Raw genomic sequence first — 26,359 nt, 5'->3', positions numbered from 1 at the left:
TGGTGAATTTAGACCATAAGTATGAAAAAGGGATGAAAAAAATTAAAGGGTGAGAAAAATGAAAGAACCGAAGATTGGTTTAGCGCTTGGATCTGGGGGAGCGAAAGGATTTGCTCATATTGGCGTTATAAAAGTTTTAAGGGAAGCGGGTATCCCGATTCATATGATTGCAGGGAGTAGTATGGGGGCCTTAATAGGTACATTTTATGCAGCTGGCTGTAACGTTGAACGATTGTATAAATTGGCGACTGTTTTTAAGAGGAAATACTATTTAGATTTCACGGTACCAAAAATGGGGTTTATTGCTGGTAAACGTGTCAAAGATATGATTAAAATGTTTACATATAATAAAAATTTAGAAGAGTTAGATATCCCGACAGCTGTTGTGGCTACTGACATATTGAAGGGGGAGAAAGTGGTTTTTACAAGTGGTCCTGTTGCAGATGCGGTGAGGGCTAGTATATCTGTCCCTGGAGTGTTTGTGCCAGAAAAGGTAAATGGACGATTATTAGTAGATGGTGGAGTGATTGATCGCATCCCAGTTTCGGTTGTAAAAGAGTTAGGTGCCGATATTGTTATTGCTGTTGATGTATCTCCGATTAAGGTGAATGGTGAGGTTACATCTATTTATGATGTAATTATGCAAAGTATTGAAATTATGCAGCATGAGCTTGTAATGAATCGGCAAATTGCATCAGATTTAATGATGCGACCAGCTGTGGAACAATTTAGTTCACGTGCTTTTACAAACATTGAAGACATTATTCGAGTCGGAGAAGTAGAAGCAGAAAAACATGTTTCAAATATTTATTTATTAATTGAGCAGTGGAAGGAGAAACATAATGTTTAAGCGTTTTCGGTTTATATATGCAATCTTAATAGGTGTGATATTGGCGATGTTACTTGTTTATGTGCGTTTACCGTACTATGTAACAAAACCAGGAATGGCTGCGAAATTAGAGCCGTATGTCCAAGTTGAGGGTGGAACAAAAGAATCTGGTGATTTTATGCTTGTAACGGTTTCGATGGGGCCGGCAAATGTGGTGAATTTAATAGCGGCACAATTTAATAAATATACACATGTTTCGAAGGCGGAAGAAATATTGCAAAGGGGCGAGAGTGATGAAGAATATCAATTCCGCCAAAATTATGCAATGAAAGACTCGCAAAATGCAGCAATTTATAATGCGTATAAACAAGCGAATCGTACTGTTTCTTTTGAAAATAAAGGTGTATTAGTTGCTGGTGTAGCGAAGGGTATGCCGTCAGAGGGGAAGCTTAAGCTTGGAGATATCATCATAGCTGTCGACGGAAAAACATTCGAAAAGACGGATCAATTTATTGAGTATATGACAGGGAAAAAAGAAGGAGATACAGTAAATATTGAGTACATGCGAGGCGGAAAACAGTTAAAAGAAAATTTAAATGTAAAGACAATTCCTAATGGAAATGGCCGCGTAGGTATAGGTGTCTCTATCGTGACGGAAAGAGAGTTAGTAGTAGATCCGAAAGTGAAAATTGATTCCCATGAAATAGGTGGGCCATCAGCAGGCTTAATGTTTACATTAGAAATATATAATCAACTTGTGGAAGAAGATTTAACAAAAGGACATGAAATTGCTGGAACAGGTACAATTAATGAAAAGGGAGAAATTGGCCCAATTGGTGGTATACAGCAAAAAGTGGTAGCTGCTAGTGATGCGGGTGCTGAGGTGTTTTTTGCGCCAAATGAAAAAGGTGCGGAGAAATCCAACTATAAAGATGCACTTGAGGCTGCGAAAGATATTAAAACAAAAATGAAGGTTGTACCAGTGGATACGCTGGATGATGCGTTGAAGTATTTGGAAAAAATGGGTGAGAAAAAATAAACCTCTCTGAAATAGAGAGGTTTTTCTTATAGAAACGTTGTAGTTGTTTCATCGTAACGAATTGGATGGTGTATTACGTCTTGTTTTAGTAGTTGTGTCCGTAATGGTTCTTGCATGATAGAGAAATATACAGAATTTGCTTTTCGCTCTATATGTAAAGTAGGATGGTCAAAACTTTTTGTATGAGTAAGGATTGGAAGTTCTATTTTTTTCTTGTTTTTTGAAATATAAGTTTGTCCTTTTTGTGACATGCCGAGTAGACGAATATACGGTGCATGTTGTTCTATATTTGCCATATGCATCTCTTCTTTTGTCGTGTTTGTTAAAATATGTGTACAGGCTCTTTGTAATCTAGTCCATGTATAACGTTTTGTTTTTAATGCTTCCATGAATGAGTGGAAGGAAGAGCTGTTTTGTATTTTTGATAAAATACGATGCTCTAAACCTTCTTCGATTTCATATATATGTCGTAAGTCCCCTGGAGACATCGTCATAAGTTTGTATTTAAAAAATGAAAAGTATTGTTCCCAATTATGTAATATCCCGAAGTTTTGTTTATAAGTTGCTAAAAGAGAAGCGGTTGCTTTCGGGATAAAAGGCTCAATTTCTGTAAATGAACCATTTTCGCTAAAGAGTTGTTTACGAATACTCGTTGCACTTGCGATATGTTGGTTACTAAATGTTTCATCGTGATAATGAGATGCGTATCTTTTTATAGTTTGTGCTTGCATAGAACTATTTTGCGCCAGAATTGCTTTTATGTATTGAAAGCCTAAAATGTTATTTGGTTGTGACATATCGATGTTTTTTTTGGATGGTAAAATGTGTAGAAAGGCTTCAGATGTAGCTTTGGCGTAACTATTACCTGCGCTCATAAATTGCTTTACGAGACGATTAAAAGTCGCTTCTTCGTTTTTTTGTACAGAGATGGTATTATAAAAATTTTCGATTTGTCCATCTTCACTGCCAAAACAAATTTCAGAAACGCGTAAGGCATTTAAGATGGAAATAGCACCATTTGCAAAAGTTTCAGCTTTTTGTGTTGCGAATGCGTATGGAAGCTCTACAATAAGGTCTACACCGCTTGCTAAGGCCATTTTAGTGCGATACCATTTGGAAATGAGTGCGGGCTCACCACGCTGCAAAAAAGGGCCACTCATAACGGCAATTATAATATCAGAGTGTGTTAACTTTTTTGTTTGTTGCACATGATAATCATGACCGTTATGAAAAGGGTTATATTCAACGACAATACCACTGGCTTTTATGATAATCTCTCCTTTCGATGTAGCATCTTTTTGGAAAACATGATACTCTATATATTATTTACTATGATGACTTCATTATAGTGTAAAGAAAAAACATTGACAAATATAAAATGGCTAGCTATAATTTTGTTTGTTGCCTTGAGGTGATATGATATGAAATGGTCCATCCATCAATTGAATAAATTGAGAAATAAAGGATTGACATTGGATGAGATGGTAGATGTAAGTGAGCTAAAAGAGGTCGAGAAAGATATTCGTGAAATTAATCCTGTTCATGTAACAGGAAGAGTTGATTTTGGCTCCGGGAAGTTTACGTTCCATCTACATATAACTGGAAGCATGGTTTTACCATGTTCTCGCTCTTTAGTAGATGTGACATTACCATTTGACATTAAAACAACTGAGGTGTTCCAAACTTCAGAAGAAGAGTTTGAAACAGAAGCTGAAATTCATTGTTTAGAAGGAGAAGTACTTGACTTACTGCCCGTAATCAAGGAAAATATACTTTTGGAGATTCCAATGCAAATTTTCAGTGATGATGTTTCTGGTGGAGCACCGATGCAAGGTCAAGACTGGCAAGTGATTTCGGAAGAAAACAAAGAAAAGGCTGTTGATCCAAGATTGGCAGGACTTGCAAAGTTTTTTGACAAATAATCGGAAGACTGGTTTAGGCCTTCATATGAAAATAATTATTTCTTTTAAGGAGGTGGGAAGAATGGCTGTACCTTTTAGAAGAACTTCTAAAACAGTAAAAAGAAAGCGTCGTACGCATTTCAAATTATCAGTACCTGGTATGGTAGAGTGCCCAAGCTGTGGTGAAGCGAAATTAGCTCACCGTGTATGTAAAGCATGCGGTACTTACAAAGGTAAAGAAGTAATCAGCAAGTAATTGCGGGAAAATAAACGTAGAAGATATCTTCTGCGTTTATTTTTTTTGTTTTATTCTTTAGTTGTTGTATTCTATCTTTTCTAGTAACTGCATATGCTTAATAAAAAATGCATAGGGAGGACTAGAGAGATGGCGACAACAAGACAAGATGCTTGGACTGATGATGAAGATTTGCTTCTGGCAGAAGTAGTACTCCGGCATATTCAAGAAGGTGGAACGCAACTTTCTGCCTTTAAAGAAGTGGGAAGACATTTGTCTCGTACACCAGCAGCATGTGGATTTAGATGGAATTCTTACGTGAGAAAGCAATATAAAGAACGTATTGAAGAAGCGAAACAACTTCGTAAAGTAGAAAATTATGAAGTGAAAGAGACGGAGGTATTAGAGCCTACGTCAATTACACTGAATGATGTTATTGATTTCTTGCAAAATTATAAAGATGAAAACTCTTTAATGGTGTTGCAAAAACAAGTTGAATCGCTACAGACAGAGAGAGAACGACTTCTAGAGCGATTATCAGTATATGAGGAAGAGTATAGAACATTACTTGATTATATCGATCAAAAAAGAAGTGTAATGGTAGCGGAAAGAAATAGTGTTCGTTCGAATGGAAAGTTAGAGAAGTTAAAGAAATAAAAACAGCTGTTACGCAGCTGTTTTTTTTATTTCTTATGCAGATTCCTCGTTTGTAATCGCATTCATATTTGTTTCTGGATGCCAAATATAAAAATCACCATTAGTTACTGATACAGGTTGGAAATTTAATTTATCCCAAAAACCAGCTGAATGGATACGTGCTATCGTTTTAACTGGGAACTGTAGTTGTTTTGCATAATTCACAAGCATTTGTCCAAATCCTTGTTTTTGAAAAGTTGGTAACACTTCAAGTTTATAAAGTTCTAGGTAAGGGCCAGTAATGTCAAATGGTTCGCCACCATCCCTTTTCATATATAGACTCATACGTGCGATTAGTGATCCGCCATAATAAATACCATAAAATGGTGATTCGCTATTGTTTTCAATAATGTTTGCTTGTAACTCTTCCAACATAGATAGTTCTAGAGCTCCGCAACCTTTAAATTTTTTAAATTCATCTAATGTTTTATAATTGATGAGCAAGCGCTCAACTTTTGGGAATCCCATTACATCACATCCTTTTCTTATCTTGTTGAATCCAGAAAAGTAAAAATATTTATAATAATATTATAACTTATTTTTTTATTTTTATGAAGAAGATAGTATATTTCTTTTATTATTTTTTTGAGGATTTGCTAAACTAAGAATAGAAGCACGTTAATAGGTAGTATATACATAGTGAAAGAAGAGGTTGCATTTATCTGTTAGGAGTCAGTGCAAGCGTAGGATGTATGCATGTGAATTAGAAAGATATAAAGGGAGGGAAGGCAAGGAAATTTAATATGAATTCCTTGGGTGAAAATGAAAATTGGAATTGTAGGATCAGGTGCTATTGGTCTATTGTATACATTTTATTTACAAAAAAGTAATCAAGATGTCACGTTGTTTACAAGGACGGCTAAGCAGGCTGAAGAATTGAATAAAACAGGTGTAACTTGTATTAGAGATGGGAAACGTGAAACGGTATTTCCATCCATTTTACCGATAGAATATATGTTAGATCAGAAGTTAGATTATACATTTATTGCTGTGAAGCAATACCATATAAATGACATATTACCGTTTGTGCAAGGAGAATCATCATTAATCTTTTTGCAAAACGGAATGTCGCATCTTCATGCTATACAGAAAATAAGAAATGAGAATATAGCTGTTGGTATTGTAGAACACGGTGCGAAAAAAGAAGAAAGGTATACGGTCCATCATACTGGAATAGGTATAACGAAGTTTGGGGTAGTGCGCGGTCCATTTTTATATTTTAAAAAAGTATTCGATTATTTTCCTTTTGCTCATTTTCCAATTCAAATAGAGGCTGATTGGAAAGGTATTATGTACAAAAAATTAGTAGTAAATGTATGTATTAATCCATTGACAGCGTTATTGCGGGTTCAGAACGGTGAGTTAATTACGAATCCTTTTTTTTATCAAATGATGGAGCAAGTATTTAGGGAAGTTGCATTTCTTGTTAGTGAAGAACAAGAAATGGTATGGGAAATGGTACGAGGTATATGTGAAAGAACGTCTCATAATACATCATCTATGCTAGCAGATGTAAGAGCGAATAGACAAACGGAAATCGATGCAATTGTTGGATATGTGTTAGAGGAAGCTAAGAAACAGCAACGACCAGTTCCGACACTTCAATTTTTGTTCGATGCAATAAAAGGATTAGAAGTAAAAGAATAAGTGTTATTCTTTGCTTTTACGTGAAACATTGACTACAATGTGGATTGGTGAGAGAACTGGATACGAAAGGAAGAATTATATGGAGATAAACGAAATCTCTGTTCCGCAACAAGGTATTGTAGCGGACTATATGAACGGTAAAAAAGAGATACAGTCGTGTTTTGATTATATGTTAACAGAAGTTGCTTTTAAACAACGTTTACATGATTTGCGTGAAAGGAAGTTTTTCCGCCAAGAGTTAGTAGCGCATTTATTAGAATATAATACAAAATTGCAAGCGGGAGAATCTACAATTCAAAATGTAAAAGCGCTTGGAGATGAAAATACATATGTTGTTATAGCTGGACAACAAGCGGGGTTATTAACTGGACCGCTTTATACAATTCATAAAGTTATTTCAATTTTACAGCTTGCAAAGGAAAAGGAAGAAAGTTTAGGCGTTAAAGTCGTTCCTGTATTCTGGATTGCTGGTGAAGATCATGATATGGATGAGATTAATCATACTTTTGTAACGAAAAATAAAAAAATAAAAAAGACTATTTTTCATGACCGTAATCCGAAAAAGGCGAGTGCTTCTGAGTCTGAACTGTCTGTTGAAGATTGTAGAAAATGGATGGAAGAGATTTTTAAAACATACCCAGAAACGAATTTTACAAAGGATGTATTACGATTTGTAGATGATGCTTTGAATAAATCGAATACGTATGTAGATTTCTTTGCTTACCTTATTACAAAAATGTTTGCTAATTCTGGTTTAATTCTTGTTGATTCGCATCATCCTGAATTAAGGAAGTTAGAGGTTCCATTCTTCAAACGTATTATAAGCAAGTATAAAGAAGTGCAAGAGGGGCTTCACAATCAGCAGGAAGTAATTAAAGAATTAGGGTATAAGCCAATTATTGAAACAAAGTCTAATGCAGTGCATATATTCATGGAAATCGATAATGAGCGAGTGCTGCTTGAAGACAATCAAGGAAAGTTTGTCGGAAAAGATGGGACACATTCTTTTTCATATGAAGAATTGATTGAAGAGTTGGAGAGAAGTCCAGAGCGTTTTAGTAATAATGTTGTAACACGTCCTCTTATGCAAGAGTATGTATTTCCTACGCTAGCGTTTATTGGAGGTCCAGGGGAGATAGCTTATTGGAGTGAACTGCAACAAGTATTCCATACTGTTGGTTTCCAAATGCCGCCTGTCGTTCCTCGTCTTACAATGACTTATATAGAGAGAGATATAGCGACAGATTTAAATGATTTACAGTTGCAAGAAAATGATCCGTTTTTACATGATGTAGATAAATTACGTGAAAACTGGTTGTCTGATCAAATAGAGGAACCAATCGACGATCGATTTATAGAGGCGAAAAAAGAAATTATTGATATTCATACATCATTACAACAGTTTGTGAAAAAAATAGATCCAGGATTAAGTGAATTCGCAGGGAAGAATGAGTTGAAAATTAATGAACAAATTGAACTGTTAGAAAGAATGTTGAAAAGAAATGTTGAGAAAAAACATGAAGTTCAACTAAATAAATTCCGCCGTATACAATGTGCAATTCGTCCATTAGGAGCTCCGCAAGAGCGCGTGTGGAATGTATGTTATTATTTAAATCAGTTCGGTTTGGATTTCGTTGATCGAGTGATGGAGAATTCATTTTCTTGGGATGGAAAACATCATGTTATAAAACTATAGAATCTTGCTCTTTGGAGCAGGATTTTATTTTTATTCTGTTGAATTTACTGTGAAGTGAAATTTTTCTGAATTATCATTTTGTAACTGGTAGAGATTGTATATATGTAGGATACTTAAATATATGACAAAATCACACAAAATGTAAACGTATTATTCTCTTTTTCGACAGTTTTTTATTTAAATTCCCGTAAAAAATGATAAAATTTAGTATATAATAAAAGAAAATAGCGATTTGTATAGTATGCTGCCTTTGTTGGTAAGTTAACTGAGTCGTTCTTTAGTAGTATTTCATTCTCTGATCGTGAGAAATACGTTTAGAGGAAGAAATACATTTAACATAAATTAATTGGAAAAAGAGTAGGTGCAACAATGTTTAAACACGTAACAGTGCTTTTGAAAGAAACAGTAGACGGCTTAGATATAAAGCCAGATGGTACATATGTAGATTGTACACTGGGGGGAGGAGGACATAGTTCTTATTTATTATCCCAATTGACTGATGGGGGAAAATTAATTGCTTTTGATCAAGATGAGATAGCGATTCAAAATGCAAAAGAAAAATTTTCTTCATACGGTGAGCAGTTTATAACGGTAAAGAGCAATTTCCGTTACTTATCTGAAAAACTACAGGAATTAGGCATAACAGAGGTAGACGGTATTTTATTCGATTTAGGTGTTTCATCCCCACAATTAGATACACCAGAGCGAGGCTTTAGTTATCATCATGATGCACCGTTAGATATGCGGATGGATCAAGATGCCCCATTAACAGCATATGATGTTATAAATAGCTGGTCATATGAACAACTTGTAAGAATTTTCTTCCAGTATGGTGAAGAGAAATTTTCAAAGCAAATAGCAAGAAAAATTGAAGCGTATCGTGAAAATAAAGCTATTGAAACGACAGGAGAATTAGTGGAACTAATAAAAGAAGGTATTCCGGCTCCTGCGCGTAGAACTGGTGGACATCCTGCGAAGCGAGTTTTCCAGGCAATCCGTATTGCTGTAAATGATGAATTGAAAGTATTTGAAGAAGCGTTGGAATCTGCTATTGAGTTGGTCAAGCCTGGTGGAAGAGTTAGTGTTATAACATTCCATTCATTAGAAGACCGTATTTGTAAAACAACATTTAAGCGAAATAGTACAACGCCGCAATTGCCGCCAGGGTTACCAATTATCCCAGATGAATTTAAGCCGAAATTAAAGCTTATTACAAGAAAACCGATTTTACCTTCTGATATAGAGCTGGAAGAAAATAATCGAGCGCGTTCTGCGAAGTTGAGAATCGCTGAAAAACGATAAAAAGGAGAGAGAGGTATGACTAATTTAGCTGTAAAGTACAAACAACAAGCGCAAGAAGAGGTACAAATTCAAACGCCCCCACAGCAGATGGTTAAGCCGAAGGTTAAAGCAAAGATCACAAGGGTCGAAAAACTGATGTATGTAGCGTTTATTGGCTTCTTATTGTATGCCTGTGTAGCGTTTATTGGGAATAAAGCAGGGCTTTATCAAGTTAATGTAGAAGCAGCGACGATCGAAGAAAAAATTGTACAGCAGCAAAAAGAAAATCAAGAATTGCAAGCTGAAGTAGAGAAGCTAAGTCGCTATGAACGAATCGCTGAAGTTGCAAAAAAACATGGGCTAGAAATTAATGCGAATAATGTGAAAGGCCTCAAGTAAGGCAATAGGTGTGAAGGAAAGATGAAGAAAAATATGACTAAATTTCATACCAATAAAGGAGCAGGTTATTTTATGATATTTTTCCTCCTGCTCTTTTTGCTATTATTAGCCCGATTTTTTTACATACAAGCGACAGGAACAGTGCATAATCAGGATTTGGATGACCTTGCTAAGCAAAAACATAGTAAAACAGGAGTTCTCGAAGCGAATCGAGGAACGATTTATGACCAAAATGGTCATGTGTTAGCGCAAGATGCAAACTCTTATAAACTTGTAGCTGAATTAAAAGGTGCGAAACCTGTTGAGAATAAAGAGGATACTGCAAAGAAAATTGCAGGAGTACTAGGAAAAGGCGAAGAGGATATTTTAGCTGCATTAAATAAGGAAGGCAGAAGTCAAGTCGAATTTGGAACACTAGGCAAGGATTTGACGAGAGAACAGAAGAAACAAATAGAGGCATTGAATTTGCCGGGAATATCTTTTATTACAGAAAATGCAAGAGTGTATCCAAACGGTGATTTTGCGTCTTACGTCATAGGTCATGCGAAACCAAATGAAAAGGGAACTTCGGTAGGACAATTTGGCTTAGAAAAAAGTTTGGATAAATATTTAAGTGCTTCTAATGGAGAAGTAGCTTATACAGGTGATCGTAAAGGTGTATCTCTCGATGGTGGAAAAGTGAATGTAAAGGCACCTAAAAATGGAGATAATGTGTATTTAACAATGGATCAACGAATCCAAAGTTATTTAGAAGATGCGATGAAAGCGGCAAGTAAACAATATGATCCAGAAAGTTTAATAGGGATTGTTGCGGATCCGAAAACTGGAAAAATATTAGCGATGTCTACTAAACCTAGTTATGATCCTAATGATCGTCAAATTAAATATTTCTTCAATGATGCGATTTCAAATGCATTTGAACCGGGGTCAACAATGAAAATTTTCACATTAGCGGCAGCTATTAATGAAGGTGTGTACAAAGGACAAGATTATTATCAGTCTGGTACATATCAAGTTGGAAATCGGAAGATAAATGATCATAATGGCGGTGCTGGCTGGGGCTCTATTACATTCGATGAAGGGGTGGAGAGATCTTCAAACGTAGCGTTTGCTATTTTAGGTGATCAAAAACTTGGTCCAGAACGTTTCCGTAAATATATTAATGCTTTTGGGCTAGATGAGAAAACAAATATTGATTTACCTGGTGAAGGTTCTAATACAATTTTATTTGATCAGCAAATACAGCAAGTAACAACGGCTTTTGGACAAGGTTCTACTGTAACGCCAATTCAGCTTGTACAAGCTGCAACGTCTATTGCAAATGATGGGAAAATGATGAAACCATATGCGATTGACAAAATTGTAGATCCGATAACAGGGGAAGTAAAATTAGAGCATAAACCAGAAGAAGTAGGAAAGCCTGTTACAAAAGAAACAGCAGCGCAAGTAAGACAGTTGTTAGAACGTGTTGTTACATCTCCGAAAGGAACAGGAACTGCTTATAAAGTCGATGGATATTCAGTTGGTGGTAAAACAGGGACAGCGCAAATGCCGGATGGGAAAGGTGGCTATATGACAGGAAGAGAGAATTATATATTCTCATTCTTAGGGATGGCGCCGATGGAGGATCCGCAACTTGTTGTGTATGTAGCTGTTAAACAGCCGAAATTGAAAGATGATGAGAACGGCGCACAGCCGTTAGCTGATATTTTTAAATATGTAACAAAAAATAGTTTAGAGTATTTAAAGATAAAGCCAAATGAAGTGAAAGATCCGAAGAAGCATTTAAAAGAGCAACAAACTGCTGTTCCAGATGTAACTGGTAAAACGATGACTGAAGCGGGGAAAGCAATTGAAAAAGCAAAACTCCGTCCAATCATACTAGGTGAAGGAAAAGTGCAGCAACAAGTACCAAAAGCGACTGAACAAACATTAAAAGGTGATCGAGTCTTTTTAGTGGGAGATAAGCCAACAATGCCAAATATACAAGGGTGGGCACTGCGTGATGTTATGAATTTGGCGAAAACATTACAGCTTAACTTAAAACCTTCTGGTACCGGATACGTAACTGAACAAAGTGTAGCAGAAGGAACGTTACTGCAACCGGGTACAGAATTAGGTGTAACACTAGTACCACCACTTGAACCGCAACAAGAAGCAGAAAAACCGTAATGGTAAGAAGCAAGGAGTTCTAATTAAATAAGTACAAGCATATATTGGAACAAGCTAGGCGTAAGGGAGGCTTGTTCCAATATGCGTGTATCAAATGTAACGGTTAGAAAACGACTTATTTTTATACTTATATCAGGTATACTTATTTTCACTATCATCGATATTCGTCTTGGATATGTACAGTTTTTTCTTGGGAATATGTTAACGGATCGCGCGAAAGATTCGTGGAGTCGTAATATTACTTTTGAGCCTGAAAGAGGGAAAATTTTAGACCGAAACGGTGTGGAACTTGCCACAAATAAAAGTGCCCCGACGGTATTTGTAGTGCCGAGGCAAATTGAAAAACCAGCAGAGACTGCAGAGAAGTTAGCTGCAGTATTAGGTGTGGAAAAAGACGAGATTTATAAGAGGGTTACAAAAAAGGAATCAATTGTAAGGTTAGATAAGGGTGGCAGGAAGATATCGCATGACAAAGCGAAAGAGGTACGAGGATTAAGTTTAAAGGGAGTTTATATTGCAGAGGATTCTATCCGGTACTATCCATTTGGAAATTTTTTATCACACGTATTAGGGTTTGCAGGTAGTGATAATCAAGGTCTTATGGGGTTAGAAAAATATTATGATAAAGAGCTGAATGGTGATAAAGGTCATGTCCGTTTTTTTGCAGATGCAAAAGGACAAAGAATGCCTAACATTGGTGATGATTTCAAAAAACCAGAAGCTGGACTGAACTTAGGCTTAACAATTGATGCGCGTATTACGAGAATTATGGAAAGAGAAATGAATATCGCAGAGTCAACGTATAATCCCGATGGTATGATTGCCATTGCAATGAATCCAAAAAATGGTGAGATTTTAGGCATGTCGAGTCGACCGAGTTTTGATCCAGCAGATTTTCAAAGTGTTTCTCCAGAAGTGTATAATAGAAATTTACCTGTATGGAGTACGTATGAGCCTGGTTCAACATTTAAGATCATTACGTTAGCGGCCGCTTTGAATGAAAATTTGGTAGACTTAGAGAAAGATACGTTTTATGATGATGGAGCAGCTGAAGTTGGTGGGGCTAGATTAAAATGTTGGAAAGCTGGAGGTCATGGTAGCCAGACGTTTTTAGAGGTCGTTCAAAACTCGTGTAACCCAGGGTTTATTGAACTTGGTGATCGACTGGGTAAAGACAGATTGTTTAAATACATTCGTAATTTCGGCTTTGGACAGAAGACTGGAATCGACTTACAAGGTGAAGGTAGTGGGATTTTATTTAAGTTAGATAAAGTTGGTCCAGTTGAGCAAGCAACAACTTCATTTGGTCAGGGTGTTTCTGTTACACCAATTCAACAAGTAGCAGCTGTAGCAGCGGCTGTAAATGGTGGAACGTTATACCAACCATATATAGCTAAGGAGTTTATTGATCCGAAAAATAATCAAGTTGTTAGTAAAAAAACACCTGTTGATAAAAGGAAAGTTATTTCCGAGGAAACTTCAGAAAAAGTTCGTTATGCATTAGAGAATGTTGTAGCGAAGGGGTCTGGTAAAGGTGCGTTTATTGACGGATATCGTGTAGGTGGAAAAACAGGTACTGCTCAAAAGGTGAAAGATGGTAAATATTTAGAGAATAATTATATAGTGTCTTTTATTGGCTTTGCTCCAGCGGATGATCCGCAAATTGTTGTTTATGTAGCTGTTGATAATCCAAAAGGAGTCACTCAATTTGGTGGAGTAGTAGCGGCTCCAATTGTTGGGAATATTCTTCGGGATGCACTTCCTGTTATGGGAGTGAAACCGAGAAAAGAACAAGTTGAGAAAGAATATAAATGGGGCGACACACCAACTGTAGAAGTTCCGAATTTAATTGGCATGAAAAAGAAGGATTTACAAACTCAACTTGTTGATTTGAAGCTTGATATAAGCGGAGATGGAGAGAGAGTAATTAAACAATCACCAGAAGCTGGGGCCAAGGTAAAAGAAGGCTCAAAAATTAGAATTTACTTCGGGAATTAAAGGTAACATAGTGCGTTTTATGGTACAATTGGTGGAAGTGAGTTCTTTATAGAAGAGTTACTTAATTTGAGACAGCAAGTGTCTCATTAATAAATAGGTCTATGTATTAGACGATAGTAGCACGTACCTCCTATTTAAATTAACTAGGAGGTAATGTGTTGCTTACTAAAAAAGAGATAAATAAACAATGTAGAGAGGGTTTAGTGAAATGAAGTTGCATACACTTGTATCATGTTTGCATGATTTTCCAGTTGTTCCAAAAGAAAATCCAGAAATCACATCTATTGAAGCTGATTCACGTAAAGTGAAAGAGGGAAGCTTATTTATATGTATGAAAGGGTATACGGTTGATAGCCATGATTTTGCTAAGCAAGCAGCGGCACAAGGAGCGGCTGCTATTGTTGCGGAAAGACCAATTGATGTTGACGTTCCAGTTGTACTTGTGAAAAATACTTTTCGTTCGTTAGCGGTTTTAGCTGATTATTTTTATGGTCAACCAACACACAAGTTACATTTAATCGGTATTACAGGTACAAATGGAAAGACAACAACATCGCATATTATGGATGAAATTATGCGCGCACATGGTCATAAAACAGGGCTAATTGGAACGATTAATATGAAAATCGGTGATGAAACATTTGAGGTGAAAAATACAACGCCAGATGCACTAACGCTTCAACAGACGTTTTCAAAAATGGTTGAACAAGGTGTAGATAGCACAGTAATGGAAGTTTCATCTCATGCTTTAGATCTTGGGCGTGTACACGGATGCGATTATGATGTTGCAGTATTTACGAATTTAACACAAGATCATTTAGACTATCATAAAACGATGGAAGAATATAAACATGCGAAGGGCTTGCTTTTTGCACAGCTGGGCAATAGTTATAATCATAATCGTAAAAAATACGCTGTATTAAACAGCGATGATCCAGTTGCGGAAGAGTATATGAGAAGCACAGCGGCAACTGTTGTAACTTACGGTATAGATGTTTCAAGTGACATTATGGCGAAAGATATCGTTATGACGAGCGGTGGTACGACATTTACACTTGTAACACCGTATGAAAGTGTAGATGTTACGATGAAATTAATTGGTAAGTTTAATGTATACAATGTGTTGGCTGCAACAGCAGCAGGGCTTGTTTCAGGCGTAAGCTTACAAACAATTATTGATGTAATTAAAGAGCTTGCTGGTGTGCCTGGACGTTTTGAAGTTGTTGATGGTGGACAAAATTACACAGTTATTGTGGATTATGCACATACACCTGATAGCTTAGAGAACGTTCTAAAAACAGCGAAACAGTTTGCGAACGGTGATGTGTATTGTATCGTTGGTTGTGGTGGTGATAGAGATCGCACGAAAAGGCCAGTGATGGCAAGTGTCGCGGTAGAATATGCAACTCAAGCGATTTATACATCAGACAATCCAAGAAGCGAAGATCCAGTGGCTATTCTAGATGATATGATAAAAGGTGCAAAAGGGAATAATTATGAAGTAATTGTTGATCGAAAAGAAGCGATACGTTATGCTATTTCGAAAGCCAAAGCAGAAGATATTATTATTATTGCTGGTAAAGGGCATGAAACGTATCAAATTATTGGTAAAGAAGTTCATCATTTTGACGATCGTGAAGTTGCTAAAGAAGCAATTACAGGGCGTCTAAACAACGAAGAGTAACAACGTGAGAGGAGGACTACATGTGCTTGAGCAAGGTTTATTAGTAACGGCAGGGGTAGCATTCTTAATTTCTGTTGCCCTTTCGCCACTGTTTATTCCATTTTTAAGAAAATTAAAGTTCGGACAGAGTATTCGTGATGAGGGACCGAAGTCACATCAAAAAAAATCAGGGACACCAACGATGGGCGGTATTGTCATATATGTATCTATGATGGTAACGACCTTAATTATGGCAATTAAGTTTAATCATTTAGGTGCAGAGGTTTCGTTACTATTATTGGTGACATTTGGTTATGGATTAATTGGTTTTTTAGATGACTACATAAAGGTAGTTAAGAAAAGAAATCTTGGTTTAACATCGAAACAAAAATTACTAGGACAGCTTATTATTGCAATTGCGTTCTTTTTAATTGGAAAAGGGCAAGCATTTCACACATACATTATGATTCCAGGGACGGATGTTAAGTTTGAACTAAGCTGGGCGTATTTTGTTCTTGTATTATTTATGCTTATTGGTGGGTCGAATGCAGTTAACTTAACTGATGGTTTAGATGGTTTATTATCGGGAACAGCCGCTATTGCATTTGGAGCGTTTAGTATTATTGCTGTGGCACAAGAGCAATTCGGAGTAGCAATATTCTGTATGGCAGTTGTAGGAGCTGTACTTGGATTTTTAGTATTCAATGCGAATCCAGCGAAAGTATTTATGGGAGATACGGGTTCCTTAGCTTTAGGTGGAGCGATCGCAGCTGTAGCAATTTTACTAAAACAAGAATTGTTACTTGTAATTATTGGTGGAGTATTCGTAATGGAAACTTTATCTGTTATTATTCAAGTCATTTCGTTTAAAACAACCGGAAAGCGTGTCTTTAAAATGAGTCCATTACACCATCATTATGAATTATGTGGTTGGTCAGAATGGCGCGTCGTTGTGACGTTTTGGTCTGTAGGATTTTTATTAGCTATGTTAGGAATTTATATCGGGGTGTGGATGTAATTGAAAACTGTAACTGAATTTCAAAATAAAAATATTCTTGTATTAGGCATTGCAAAAAGTGGTTATGCAGCAGCTACCTTGTTACAAAAATTAGGGGCAAATGTTATTGTAAATGACGGAAAGCCTTTAGCAGAAAATACGCTTGCTGCAGAATTACAAGCAAAAGGAATGGACGTTGTATGCGGGGGGCATCCTTTGGAATTATTAGAGAGAAATATTTCTCTTGTAGTAAAAAATCCAGGGATTCCGTATTCTAACCCAATATTAGTTGCTGCGAAAGAAAAGCAGATTCCAATCGTTACGGAAGTTGAATTAGCATACCGTATTTCAGAAGCGCCATTTGTTGGCATTACGGGGTCTAACGGTAAAACGACGACGACAATGCTTACGTTTGAAATGCTAAAAGAAGGACGAAAGCATCCTATTATTGCAGGGAACATAGGCACTGTAGCTTGTGAAGTAGCACAGGATGCAAAAGAGAATGAAGTTGTAGTTACAGAACTTTCATCGTTCCAACTGATGGGAGTAGAATCTTTCCAGCCTAAAATCGCTGTGTTTTTAAACTTATTTGAGGCTCACTTAGATTATCATGGGACGAAAAAAGAATATGGTTTAGCAAAAGCTAATATTTTTAAAAACCAAACAGAAAACGATTATAGTGTAATAAATGCAGATGATGCAGATGTGATGGCTTTATCTGCTTATAGTAAAGGTCAAAAAATAATATTCTCGACAGCGAAAGAAAATGAAGATGGTGCGTGTATAAAGGATAACGCTCTTTATTTCAAAGGTGAAAAAGTTGTTGAAGTAAGCGATATTGTTTTACCTGGTCAGCATAATTTAGAGAATATTTTAGCTGCGATGAGTATTGCGAAACTATTAGGTGTTTCTAATGAAGCTATTACGGTTGTGTTAAAACGTTTTACAGGTGTAAAACATCGATTAGAATATGTAACAACTATTAACAACCGTAAGTTTTATAATGACTCAAAAGCGACGAATATGTTAGCGACTGAGAAAGCTTTATCTGCGTTTACACAACCAATTGTGTTATTAGCAGGTGGGCTTGATCGTGGAAATGAATTCGATGATTTAATTCCATATTTCAAAAATGTAAAAGCGCTTGTAACATTTGGACAAACAGCACCAAAATTAGTAAGAGCAGCAGAAAAAGTGGGATTAGATATAATTGAAAGTGTCGACACTTTAGATGAAGCAGTAGTGAAAGCTTACGCTCATTCTACGGAGGGCGATGTAATTCTTCTTTCCCCAGCATGTGCAAGCTGGGATCAATTTAAAACATTTGAAGAAAGAGGAGACATTTTTATACAAGCTGTGCATAAACTTATATAAAGTAAATCAAAACATCAGTAGGCTAACACCTACTGATGTTTTGTTACATAGGGCAAAAGATTCTGCCTAAAGAGGTGGTGTTCATGGCTAATGAAGAAGACGCCTGATTATATTCTTATTATCGTTACACTTGCGTTGTTAACAATCGGAATGATTATGGTTTATAGTGCGAGTGCGGTTTGGGCCTCTTATAAAATGGGGGATTCATTCTTTTTTGCAAAAAGACAATTGTTGTTTGCGAGTATTGGTGTAGTGGCTATGTTTTTTATCATGAAAATTGATTATTGGGTGTGGCGGACATATTCAAAAGTAATTTTGCTAGTTTGTTTCGTTCTTCTCATTCTCGTTCTAATTCCAGGAGTAGGTCTTGTCCGTGGGGGAGCACGAAGTTGGATTGGAATCGGTGCATTTTCCATTCAACCGTCAGAGTTTATGAAATTCGCGATGATTATTTTTTTAGCGAAATTTTTAGCGGAACGACAAAAGTTAATTACATCGTTTAAACGTGGATTACTACCTGCTCTTAGTTTTGTATTTCTTGCTTTTGGGATGATTATGTTACAGCCAGATCTTGGTACGGGAACGGTAATGGTTGGGACATGTATTATTATGATATTTATCTCGGGAGCAAGGGTCTTTCATTTTGCAATGTTTGGTTTGCTTGGTGTAGCAGGATTTGTAGGGTTAATTGCATCAGCACCATATCGAATGAAACGCATCACATCATATTTAGATCCGTGGTCAGATCCGCTCGGAAGTGGATTTCAAATTATTCAATCGTTACTCGCAATTGGACCTGGTGGTTTATTTGGGCTTGGACTTGGGCAAAGTAGACAAAAATTTCTTTATTTACCTGAACCACAAACAGACTTTATATTTGCAATTTTATCCGAGGAATTAGGTTTTATTGGCGGTTCATTTGTGTTATTATTATTTAGTCTATTACTATGGCGCGGGATTCGTATAGCATTAGGAGCGCCAGATTTATATGGTACGTTTTTAGCAGTAGGTATTGTGGCGATGATTGCGATTCAAGTAATGATTAATGTTGGTGTTGTAACGGGACTAATGCCTGTTACGGGTATTACTTTGCCATTTTTAAGTTATGGTGGATCAAGTTTGACCTTAATGTTAATGGCAGTAGGTGTATTATTGAATATAAGTCGCCATTCTCGCTATTAAACCCTGTTTAAAAGACAGGGTTTTTCGTATGTGTGGAAAATACAATATGTATATGGAAATAAATACAATTGAATAAGAACAGGGAAGTGGAGGAATTAGTAGTGCGAGTATTAGTAAGTGGTGGGGGTACTGGAGGCCATATTTATCCAGCTCTTGCTTTAATTAGAGAAATAAAAAAATTAAATCCGGAAGCAAGATTTTTATACATTGGTACAGAAAATGGATTAGAGAGTACCATCGTTCCAAAAGCTGGTATTCCGTTCCAATCTATTGTTATAAGTGGATTTAAACGAAAAATATCGTTAGATAATGTGAAAACGGTTATGCGTTTTCTAAAGGGTGTACAAGATAGTAAACGATATATTCGTCGTTTTAATCCGGATATAGTGATTGGAACGGGTGGATACGTATGTGGACCTGTTGTATATGCGGCAGCAAAACTAGGTATTCCAACTATTGTACATGAACAAAATAGTGTACCAGGTGTAACGAATAAATTTTTAAGTCGTTACGTTGATAAAGTTGCGGTTTGTTTTGAAGCAGCTACAGAACATTTTCCACAGTCAAAAGTGGTAATGACAGGTAATCCGCGAGCATCAGAGGTAATGGATCAAAACGGAATGAAAGGGAAACGTTCAGTTGGTCTATCTCTTCCTAAAAAGTCCGTACTTATTTTTGGGGGAAGTCGCGGAGCTAGACCGATTAACGATGCTTTCGTAGAAGCAATTGAACAGTTTGGAAATAAAAGTTACGAAGTATTGTACGTAACAGGTGAAGTGCATTATGACAAAGTGATGGATGCTGTGAAGGAAAAAGGCAATCCGAATAATGTTATTATTAAACCTTTCATTCATAATATGCCAGAGGTACTAACTGGCGTTGATCTTGTTGTTTCAAGAGCCGGAGCAACAACACTTGCAGAATTAACAGCATTAGGTAAGCCGAGTGTGTTAATTCCGAGTCCGTACGTAACAAATAACCATCAGGAGAAGAATGCACTTTCAGTTGTTGATAAAGGAGCGGCGAAAATGTTACTTGAAAAAGAATTAACAGCTGAAACGCTTATTCGTGATATTGATGAGATTTTATTAGATACACAAACATTACAAAATATGAAGCTAGCTGCTAAGCAACTAGGTATTCCTGATGCAGCAAATAAGTTGTATGGAGTAATGAATAAGCTTGTGAAAAAATAACGTTAGGTGAACGCCCTGCATATTACTGTAATAAGGAAACTTAATATTGGGGGAGAGCGTCTATGGAACAATTAGTAAATGAGCTTATAGAAGCAAATGTTGGTCGCGTGTTAGTTAACGAGCCGTTAGCACGTTATACAACTATGAAGATAGGTGGACCAGCTGATATTTTAATTGTGCCAAAGCATGTTGCCGGTATTGAGAAAATATTGCAGTTAGTAAAGAAATATAAAATAAAGTGGACTGTAATTGGTCGAGGTTCAAACCTTCTTGTATCTGATAAAGGGATAGAAGGTGTTGTTATTCGTTTAGGAGAAGGATTAGACCACTTAGAGGTCGAAAAACATAGGGTAAGAGTTGGTGGCGGATATCCCCTTATTAAATTGTCAACATTACTTAGTCGCCAAGGGTTGGCTGGATTGGAATTTGCAAGTGGTATTCCAGGAAGTGTCGGTGGTGCAGTGTATATGAATGCTGGAGCACATAAATCAGACATATCAAACATATTGTCAAAGGCTCTAATTCTATTTGAAAACGGAACAATTGAATGGTTAACGAATAGAGGAATGGAGTTTTCATATCGTACATCTGTATTGCAAACGAAACGTCCTGGTATTGTTTTGGAGGCGGAGTTTCAATTACAGGTAGGAGAGCGTGAGAAAATCGTAAGAAACATGCAAAAGAATAAAGATTACCGCCGTGAAACACAACCGTGGAATCATCCTTGTGCTGGAAGTGTGTTTCGGAATCCAATCCCGTATTTTGCTGGAGATTTAGTAGAGAAAGCTGGGCTTCGTGGCTATCAAATAGGTGGAGCTCAAATTTCTGAAATGCATGGGAATTTTATTATTAATACTGGGGGAGCCTCAGCGCAAGATGTATTAGATTTGATTTCATTAATAAAGCATACAATTAAGGATAAATTTGGTGTAGAAATGCACACAGAAGTAGAAATCATTGGAAGATAACGGTTATTCATTCCGCTCATTATCATTTATGTTATAATAAGAAGATAAGAACGGCATGAGGAACATGCCGTTCTTTATGTTACATAGGGGGATCGTACATGAAAAATAGTAAAGTGATTAAACTACAAGATCGTGTACCAAAATTAAAAAATCAAAAGAAAAAAAACAAAAAAAATGTTAATCATCGGCTGATTTTATACATATCAATTTTATTTTTATTAGTACTCTTTTTAATTTATTTTCGGTCTCCGCTTAGTAATATAAAAAAGATAAGTGTGTATGGAAATCATTATATGACAGATGACCAAGTAATGAAGGAATCAGGTGTGACATATGATACAAGTTATTTCCGAGTGACAGCACATAAAGCGGAAGAAAATTTAACGAAACGAAAAGAAATTAAAGCAGTAAATGTAAAAAAGCGTTTTCCAAACAAAATTGATGTTCATATTAAAGAATATGTAACGATTGGTTATATAAACAAAGATGGAAAATTACAACCGTTATTAGAAAATGGGAAAACACTTGATGTACTCCCGAATGGAAAACTTCCTGTTGCAGCACCAATTTTTGAACCTTTTAAAGAGGAGAAAATGAAGGGACTAATTGCTGAACTAGAAAAGTTAACTCCGACTATTTTAAGGTCTATTTCTGAAATTCGTTATTCACCGACGAATGCGAATGAAGACCATCTTACTTTATATATGAATGAAGGATATGAAGTGAGCACTACGATTCAAAATTTCGCAAAGCGTATGGAAACTTATCCACTTATTTTAAAAACAATTGAGCCAGGTAAGAAGGTGTTAATTGACTTAGAAGTAGGTGCATATACGAAAGAGTTAGGTGTAGAAGAAAAAAAAGAATAGAACGGTAGTATTCACTGCATTAATATAGAAAAAAGAGAAACGAATGTTCTATCATATGCATACGAATTTACTAGAATGGTTCATTTGATGAAAAATATGTAAAAATTCTTAGATTCATACTAGGATTGGTACAAGTTTCACTTTTCTATGAGTACATCTTAGTGTAGACTTATACTTGGCGGTAATTTTTACACTTGAAATAAAATTATTTCAAGATAAGCAGTTCTTCACAGGTTACTGCGATATTCTTAAATGAATGTTAAATAAAAATAAGAAAAATATAGGGTTAAAAAAGGGAAACGTATAAAGACGTTGAATATTTTTCTTATAAATAGTAAAGTTGCGATTGTTGTTCCATATATTGAGTTGTATGGTATAAATAAAGAAGGAGGTGCCAAAGAATGAACAGCAATGAAATATATGTTAGTCTTGACATCGGTACATCCAATGTTAAAGTCATCATTGGTGAAATGGTTAATGACAGCTTAAACATTATTGGTGTTGGAAATGTAAAATCGAATGGTTTAAAGAAGGGATCGATAGTCGATATAGATGAGACTGTTCGATCAATTAAAAAAGCAATTGAACAAGCTGAGCGCATGGTGGGAATCCACATTGAGCAAGTTGTAGTAGGTGTCAATGCAAACCAGGTACAGCTACTTCCTTGTCATGGAGTAGTCGCTGTTTCAAATGAAGATCGTGAAATCGGGAATGAAGATGTCTTACGCGTTCTAGATGCAGCACAAGTTGTGTCAATTGCTCCAGAACGTGAGTTTATTGATGTGGTACCTCGACAGTTCATCGTAGACGGTCTTGACGAGATTAACGATCCACGTGGAATGATCGGTGTAAGATTAGAAATGGAAGGTACACTTATTACAGGATCGAGAACCTTACTACATAACTTACTTCGTTGTGTAGAAAAAGCAGGTCTTGAAATTGTTGATATTTGTCTTCAACCTTTAGCGGCTGCAACAGTTGCTATATCTTCGGATGAAAAAAATAGAGGAGTAGCCCTTGTTGATATGGGGGGAGGATCTACGACTTTATCTATTTTTAAAGATGGAGAGTTACAAGCGACAAGCGTATTACCATTAGGTGGAGACCATATAACGAAGGATATTGCGATTGGGTTGAAAACTTCAACAGAAAATGCAGATCAAATTAAGTTGAAATATGGACATGCTTTTTATGATACAGCATCGGAAGAAGAAATGTTTACGGTTCCTATTATGGGAAGCGATCAAACAGAACAATATTCTCAGTTGGAGTTATCGGATATTATCGAGGCTCGTGTAGAGGAAATTTTAATGTTTGTTCAAGATGAAGTACGTAAGTTAGGAGTAAAGCAAGTAGCTTCTGGGTATGTACTAACTGGTGGAATAGCTTCTATGCCAGGTGTTCTTGATCTTGCATATGATATTTTACATGAAAATGTTCGTGTAGCAACTCCTGACTATATTGGTGTGCGTGAGCCCCAATATACAAGTGGAGTTGGATTAATTAAACATTCATATCAAAAAGCTAAATTACGTGGGAAAAATGTGCAGGAAAAGCAAGAACATTTTGAACCAGTACCAGCACCAGCACCAATGCCGGTACAACAACAACCTGCGAAACAAAAAACCCGTAATCAAAACAATAATAATCAAAATGATGACCGTATGATGTCAAAAGTAAAACGTGTATTCCGTTATTTATGGGATTAAAATTGGACACGAAAAATGAGGTTCTAGGGGGATTTCGACATGTTAGAGTTTGATACTACTCAAGATCAATTAGCGAATATAAAAGTTATCGGTGTCGGCGGTGGCGGAAACAATGCTGTAAACCGTATGATTGAGCACGGTGTACAAGGTGTTGACTTTATCGCTGTGAATACTGATGCACAAGCGTTAAATCTATCAAAAGCTGAAACAAAAATGCAAATTGGTGGAAAATTAACGCGTGGACTTGGTGCAGGCGCAAACCCTGAAGTAGGGAAAAAAGCGGCAGAAGAAAGTAAAGAACAGATCCAAGAAGCACTTCGTGGTGCAGATATGGTATTCGTAACTGCTGGTATGGGTGGCGGAACTGGAACTGGTGCAGCTCCAGTTGTTGCTCAAGTTGCAAAAGAACTAGGTGCATTAACAGTTGGTGTTGTAACACGTCCATTTACGTTTGAAGGACGTAAGCGTGCAACACAAGCTGCATCTGGTATTGCGGCATTTAAAGAAAATGTAGATACACTTATTGTAATTCCAAACGATCGCTTATTAGAGATTGTTGATAAAAATACGCCAATGTTAGAAGCGTTCCGTGAAGCAGATAACGTATTACGTCAAGGTGTACAAGGTATTTCTGATTTAATTGCTACACCAGGTCTAATTAACTTAGACTTCGCAGACGTAAAAACAATTATGTCTAATAGAGGTTCTGCTTTAATGGGTATCGGTTCTGGTAATGGGGAAAATCGTGCTGCTGAAGCTGCGAAAAAAGCGATTTCTAGTCCATTACTAGAAACATCTATTGATGGAGCTCAAGGTGTTATTATGAATATTACGGGTGGAGCTAACTTAAGCTTATACGAAGTACAAGAAGCAGCAGACATTGTAGCTTCAGCTTCGGATCCAGAAGTAAATATGATCTTCGGTTCTGTTATTAATGAAGGATTAAAAGATGATATCATTGTAACTGTAATTGCAACTGGTTTTGATGATAGTATTGCAACTCAACCACCAAAACCAATGATTCGTCCGAATGCGAATCACACGCAACAACAGCAACAACCAGTGGCTCAGCCTTCAAAACAACGTGAAGTAAAACGTGAAATGAAGCGTGAAGAGCCGGTTGTACATGAGCGTCATTCAGATTCAGATGATATCGATATTCCAGCATTTTTACGTAACCGTCGTAGACGATAAAAAAAAGGGGCATTCATGCTCCTTTTTTGTTTCTGAATGGAAAAGACCTGCTGAGCAGGTCTTTTTTTATTTTGTATATTTAAATTTATCTCGCATTAACGGCCCGTAAAAGCTCGGTTTATGTGGGTTAAAAGGAACCGATTCTACTGATTAAAATTGCGCGTTAAAGTTGTAGTACAGGATTTTTAATTTTCGTTACATATAGTTCAGCCCATCTGTCGGTAAAAAATAAAAACATATCATTCTATGAAACTATACTTTTATTTTTTACCGACAGATTATGTCTAGAAATCACAAAATAACAAAAAAACACCTCCGCAAATTGACACACTTTCCCATTGGATATGCATTATACTAGTCTCAACTTAAAAAAAGAGGTGAATTGTTTGGTTGTTTACGCCGACGTTGTTTGGTTGTTAAACGCCTGCATTGATTTTCTTTTACTTTTATTAACAGCTACCGTGTTAAAAAAGAAGATCAAAAGATGGAGGCTTGTGTTAGGGGCATTTATAGGTTCCACCATTGTTATTTTTGCCTTTACTCCTTTTGCTTCTATGATGACACATCCGATTATGAAACTACTGTACTCGTTACTTATTGTGTATACAGCCTTTGGGTTTACAACGTTTAGAAATTATACACAAACTGTTTTTACTTTTTACTTTGTCACTTTTATGGTTGGTGGAGGATTAATGGGAACTCATTTCTTTTTGCAAACGAATGAGATGGTAAATGGATTGGTTCAATCTCAATCGATTTCTTACGGTGATCCAATTAGTTGGTTGTTTGTTATTTTAGGTTTTCCAGTAATTTATTATTTTTCTAAAAAGCGTATTGAAAGCGTAGAAATCACGAAAATACACTATGACCAAATCGTGAAAGTGAAAATTCAATTAGCTGAAGAAGAATTGGAACTAGCAGGTTTAATTGACAGTGGGAATCAACTTTACGACCCGTTAACAAAAACACCCGTAATGATTATGCATATTTCATCATTAGAACATTGTTTGCCATCTTGGTTAACAGAACAAATTTATTCCAAAACAGAAATTCCTCAAATACCAGAAAAAGATTCTGGATGGGCGACAAAATTACGCTTAATTCCTTTCCGAGCAGTAGGAGTAGAGAGTCAATTTTTGTGGGCAATTAAGCCTGATAGTGTGCAAGTTGATCATGAAGGTAGTTCAATCGTTGTAAACAAAGTATTGATTGGGTTAAATACACAACAACTGTCTACCAATGGAGAGTATCAATGCATTGTACATCCAAAAATGTTGATTTCGCAAAAAATGGTAATTGCTTAATTATGAGAGG

The 26,359-nt window shown here is 36.3% G+C and carries 23 protein-coding genes; 21 read left to right on the top strand and 2 right to left on the bottom strand.

Going from position 1 to position 26,359, the window contains the following annotated elements:
* Positions 1–58: 58 nt before the first annotated feature.
* Entirely contained in the window at positions 59–850 is a 792-nt protein-coding gene (locus tag ACUN26_RS16210) for a patatin-like phospholipase family protein (RefSeq protein ID WP_000662585.1), read from the top strand.
* On the top strand, positions 843–1,868 hold the full coding sequence (locus tag ACUN26_RS16205) for a SepM family pheromone-processing serine protease (RefSeq protein ID WP_000476315.1): 1,026 nt from the start codon (positions 843–845) through the stop codon (positions 1,866–1,868). The genes ACUN26_RS16210 and ACUN26_RS16205 overlap by 8 nt, the downstream gene beginning before the upstream one ends.
* A 26-nt stretch (positions 1,869–1,894) precedes the next feature.
* Here ACUN26_RS16205 and ACUN26_RS16200 read toward each other — a convergent pair whose 3' ends face one another.
* Positions 1,895–3,136 (bottom strand): nucleotidyltransferase, encoded by a 1,242-nt coding sequence (locus ACUN26_RS16200; protein ID WP_165497424.1) that lies wholly within the window; start codon positions 3,134–3,136, stop codon positions 1,895–1,897.
* Positions 3,137–3,289: 153 nt separating this feature from the next.
* Here ACUN26_RS16200 and ACUN26_RS16195 point away from each other — a divergent pair, with 153 nt between their 5' ends.
* The 3 genes from ACUN26_RS16195 (at position 3,290) to ACUN26_RS16185 (ending at position 4,661) form a co-directional block, all read left to right on the top strand.
* Positions 3,290–3,790: a YceD family protein gene (locus ACUN26_RS16195; protein ID WP_000872142.1), complete on the top strand. Its 501-nt coding sequence runs from the start codon at positions 3,290–3,292 to the stop codon at positions 3,788–3,790.
* 61 nt (positions 3,791–3,851) lie between these two features.
* Entirely contained in the window at positions 3,852–4,025 is a 174-nt protein-coding gene (gene rpmF / locus ACUN26_RS16190; protein WP_001984764.1) for a 50S ribosomal protein L32, read from the top strand.
* A gap of 129 nt (positions 4,026–4,154) precedes the next feature.
* Positions 4,155–4,661, top strand: coding sequence for an RsfA family transcriptional regulator (locus tag ACUN26_RS16185; RefSeq protein WP_000246458.1), 507 nt, complete (start codon positions 4,155–4,157; stop codon positions 4,659–4,661).
* Positions 4,662–4,694: 33 nt separating this feature from the next.
* Here ACUN26_RS16185 and ACUN26_RS16180 read toward each other — a convergent pair whose 3' ends face one another.
* Positions 4,695–5,168: an N-acetyltransferase gene (locus ACUN26_RS16180; protein WP_000506685.1), complete on the bottom strand. Its 474-nt coding sequence runs from the start codon at positions 5,166–5,168 to the stop codon at positions 4,695–4,697.
* A gap of 294 nt (positions 5,169–5,462) precedes the next feature.
* Here ACUN26_RS16180 and panE point away from each other — a divergent pair, with 294 nt between their 5' ends.
* The 16 genes from panE to spoIIGA all read left to right on the top strand — a co-directional run bounded on the left by panE (position 5,463) and on the right by spoIIGA (position 26,349).
* Positions 5,463–6,347, top strand: a complete 885-nt coding sequence (panE, locus tag ACUN26_RS16175) for a 2-dehydropantoate 2-reductase (RefSeq protein WP_002093362.1) — start codon at positions 5,463–5,465, stop codon at positions 6,345–6,347.
* A gap of 79 nt (positions 6,348–6,426) precedes the next feature.
* Positions 6,427–8,043 (top strand): bacillithiol biosynthesis cysteine-adding enzyme BshC, encoded by a 1,617-nt coding sequence (bshC, locus tag ACUN26_RS16170; RefSeq protein ID WP_000405028.1) that lies wholly within the window; start codon positions 6,427–6,429, stop codon positions 8,041–8,043.
* A gap of 369 nt (positions 8,044–8,412) precedes the next feature.
* Positions 8,413–9,345 carry a 16S rRNA (cytosine(1402)-N(4))-methyltransferase RsmH gene (rsmH, locus tag ACUN26_RS16165; RefSeq protein ID WP_000472504.1) on the top strand — a complete coding sequence of 311 codons (933 nt, stop codon included), beginning with the start codon at positions 8,413–8,415 and terminating at the stop codon, positions 9,343–9,345.
* A 15-nt stretch (positions 9,346–9,360) separates the two neighbouring features.
* A complete protein-coding gene (gene ftsL, locus ACUN26_RS16160) occupies positions 9,361–9,723 on the top strand; it encodes a cell division protein FtsL (RefSeq protein ID WP_000182809.1) in 363 nt (120 codons plus the stop codon).
* 21 nt (positions 9,724–9,744) lie between these two features.
* Positions 9,745–11,895, top strand: a complete 2,151-nt coding sequence (locus tag ACUN26_RS16155; RefSeq protein ID WP_000739950.1) for a penicillin-binding protein — start codon at positions 9,745–9,747, stop codon at positions 11,893–11,895.
* 81 nt (positions 11,896–11,976) lie between these two features.
* On the top strand, positions 11,977–13,893 hold the full coding sequence (locus ACUN26_RS16150; RefSeq protein ID WP_001266239.1) for a stage V sporulation protein D: 1,917 nt from the start codon (positions 11,977–11,979) through the stop codon (positions 13,891–13,893).
* Positions 13,894–14,101: 208 nt separating this feature from the next.
* A complete protein-coding gene (locus ACUN26_RS16145; protein ID WP_000766294.1) occupies positions 14,102–15,577 on the top strand; it encodes a UDP-N-acetylmuramoyl-L-alanyl-D-glutamate--2,6-diaminopimelate ligase in 1,476 nt (491 codons plus the stop codon).
* 22 nt (positions 15,578–15,599) lie between these two features.
* On the top strand, positions 15,600–16,574 hold the full coding sequence (gene mraY / locus ACUN26_RS16140) for a phospho-N-acetylmuramoyl-pentapeptide-transferase (protein ID WP_000893065.1): 975 nt from the start codon (positions 15,600–15,602) through the stop codon (positions 16,572–16,574).
* On the top strand, positions 16,575–17,927 hold the full coding sequence (gene murD / locus ACUN26_RS16135; protein WP_000860107.1) for a UDP-N-acetylmuramoyl-L-alanine--D-glutamate ligase: 1,353 nt from the start codon (positions 16,575–16,577) through the stop codon (positions 17,925–17,927).
* A gap of 90 nt (positions 17,928–18,017) precedes the next feature.
* Entirely contained in the window at positions 18,018–19,109 is a 1,092-nt protein-coding gene (gene spoVE, locus ACUN26_RS16130) for a stage V sporulation protein E (protein WP_000753526.1), read from the top strand.
* A gap of 101 nt (positions 19,110–19,210) precedes the next feature.
* Positions 19,211–20,305, top strand: coding sequence for an undecaprenyldiphospho-muramoylpentapeptide beta-N-acetylglucosaminyltransferase (gene murG / locus ACUN26_RS16125; protein WP_001265419.1), 1,095 nt, complete (start codon positions 19,211–19,213; stop codon positions 20,303–20,305).
* 62 nt (positions 20,306–20,367) lie between these two features.
* The gene (gene murB, locus ACUN26_RS16120) at positions 20,368–21,273 is read left to right on the top strand and encodes a UDP-N-acetylmuramate dehydrogenase (protein ID WP_000437054.1); all 906 of its coding nucleotides are present in this window, start codon (positions 20,368–20,370) and stop codon (positions 21,271–21,273) included.
* A 98-nt stretch (positions 21,274–21,371) separates the two neighbouring features.
* Positions 21,372–22,142: a cell division protein DivIB gene (gene divIB, locus ACUN26_RS16115; RefSeq protein WP_000798216.1), complete on the top strand. Its 771-nt coding sequence runs from the start codon at positions 21,372–21,374 to the stop codon at positions 22,140–22,142.
* Positions 22,143–22,543: 401 nt separating this feature from the next.
* Positions 22,544–23,851, top strand: a complete 1,308-nt coding sequence (gene ftsA, locus ACUN26_RS16110; RefSeq protein ID WP_001087556.1) for a cell division protein FtsA — start codon at positions 22,544–22,546, stop codon at positions 23,849–23,851.
* A gap of 39 nt (positions 23,852–23,890) precedes the next feature.
* Entirely contained in the window at positions 23,891–25,045 is a 1,155-nt protein-coding gene (gene ftsZ / locus ACUN26_RS16105; protein WP_000888977.1) for a cell division protein FtsZ, read from the top strand.
* Between the two features lie 386 nt (positions 25,046–25,431).
* Complete coding sequence (gene spoIIGA, locus ACUN26_RS16100; RefSeq protein WP_000261990.1) at positions 25,432–26,349, top strand: sigma-E processing peptidase SpoIIGA; 918 nt, start codon at positions 25,432–25,434, stop codon at positions 26,347–26,349.
* Positions 26,350–26,359: the final 10 nt, after the last annotated feature.

The organism is Bacillus sp. WC2503 (assembly GCF_052682895.1).
This window is presented reverse-complemented; position numbering and strand designations above follow the sequence as displayed.

Bases quoted from the DNA above. Each gene is read 5' to 3' on its own strand.
- ACUN26_RS16210 (WP_000662585.1), top strand. From the start codon at position 59: ATGAAAGAACCGAAGATTGGTTTAGCGCTTGGATCTGGGGGAGCGAAA.
- ACUN26_RS16205 (WP_000476315.1), top strand. From the start codon at position 843: ATGTTTAAGCGTTTTCGGTTTATATATGCAATCTTAATAGGTGTGATA.
- ACUN26_RS16195 (WP_000872142.1), top strand. From the start codon at position 3,290: ATGAAATGGTCCATCCATCAATTGAATAAATTGAGAAATAAAGGATTG.
- rpmF (WP_001984764.1), top strand. From the start codon at position 3,852: ATGGCTGTACCTTTTAGAAGAACTTCTAAAACAGTAAAAAGAAAGCGT.
- ACUN26_RS16185 (WP_000246458.1), top strand. From the start codon at position 4,155: ATGGCGACAACAAGACAAGATGCTTGGACTGATGATGAAGATTTGCTT.
- ACUN26_RS16180 (WP_000506685.1), bottom strand. From the start codon at position 5,168: ATGGGATTCCCAAAAGTTGAGCGCTTGCTCATCAATTATAAAACATTA.
- panE (WP_002093362.1), top strand. From the start codon at position 5,463: ATGAAAATTGGAATTGTAGGATCAGGTGCTATTGGTCTATTGTATACA.
- bshC (WP_000405028.1), top strand. From the start codon at position 6,427: ATGGAGATAAACGAAATCTCTGTTCCGCAACAAGGTATTGTAGCGGAC.
- rsmH (WP_000472504.1), top strand. From the start codon at position 8,413: ATGTTTAAACACGTAACAGTGCTTTTGAAAGAAACAGTAGACGGCTTA.
- ftsL (WP_000182809.1), top strand. From the start codon at position 9,361: ATGACTAATTTAGCTGTAAAGTACAAACAACAAGCGCAAGAAGAGGTA.
- ACUN26_RS16155 (WP_000739950.1), top strand. From the start codon at position 9,745: ATGAAGAAAAATATGACTAAATTTCATACCAATAAAGGAGCAGGTTAT.
- ACUN26_RS16150 (WP_001266239.1), top strand. From the start codon at position 11,977: ATGCGTGTATCAAATGTAACGGTTAGAAAACGACTTATTTTTATACTT.
- ACUN26_RS16145 (WP_000766294.1), top strand. From the start codon at position 14,102: ATGAAGTTGCATACACTTGTATCATGTTTGCATGATTTTCCAGTTGTT.
- spoVE (WP_000753526.1), top strand. From the start codon at position 18,018: ATGAAGAAGACGCCTGATTATATTCTTATTATCGTTACACTTGCGTTG.
- murB (WP_000437054.1), top strand. From the start codon at position 20,368: ATGGAACAATTAGTAAATGAGCTTATAGAAGCAAATGTTGGTCGCGTG.
- divIB (WP_000798216.1), top strand. From the start codon at position 21,372: ATGAAAAATAGTAAAGTGATTAAACTACAAGATCGTGTACCAAAATTA.
- ftsA (WP_001087556.1), top strand. From the start codon at position 22,544: ATGAACAGCAATGAAATATATGTTAGTCTTGACATCGGTACATCCAAT.
- ftsZ (WP_000888977.1), top strand. From the start codon at position 23,891: ATGTTAGAGTTTGATACTACTCAAGATCAATTAGCGAATATAAAAGTT.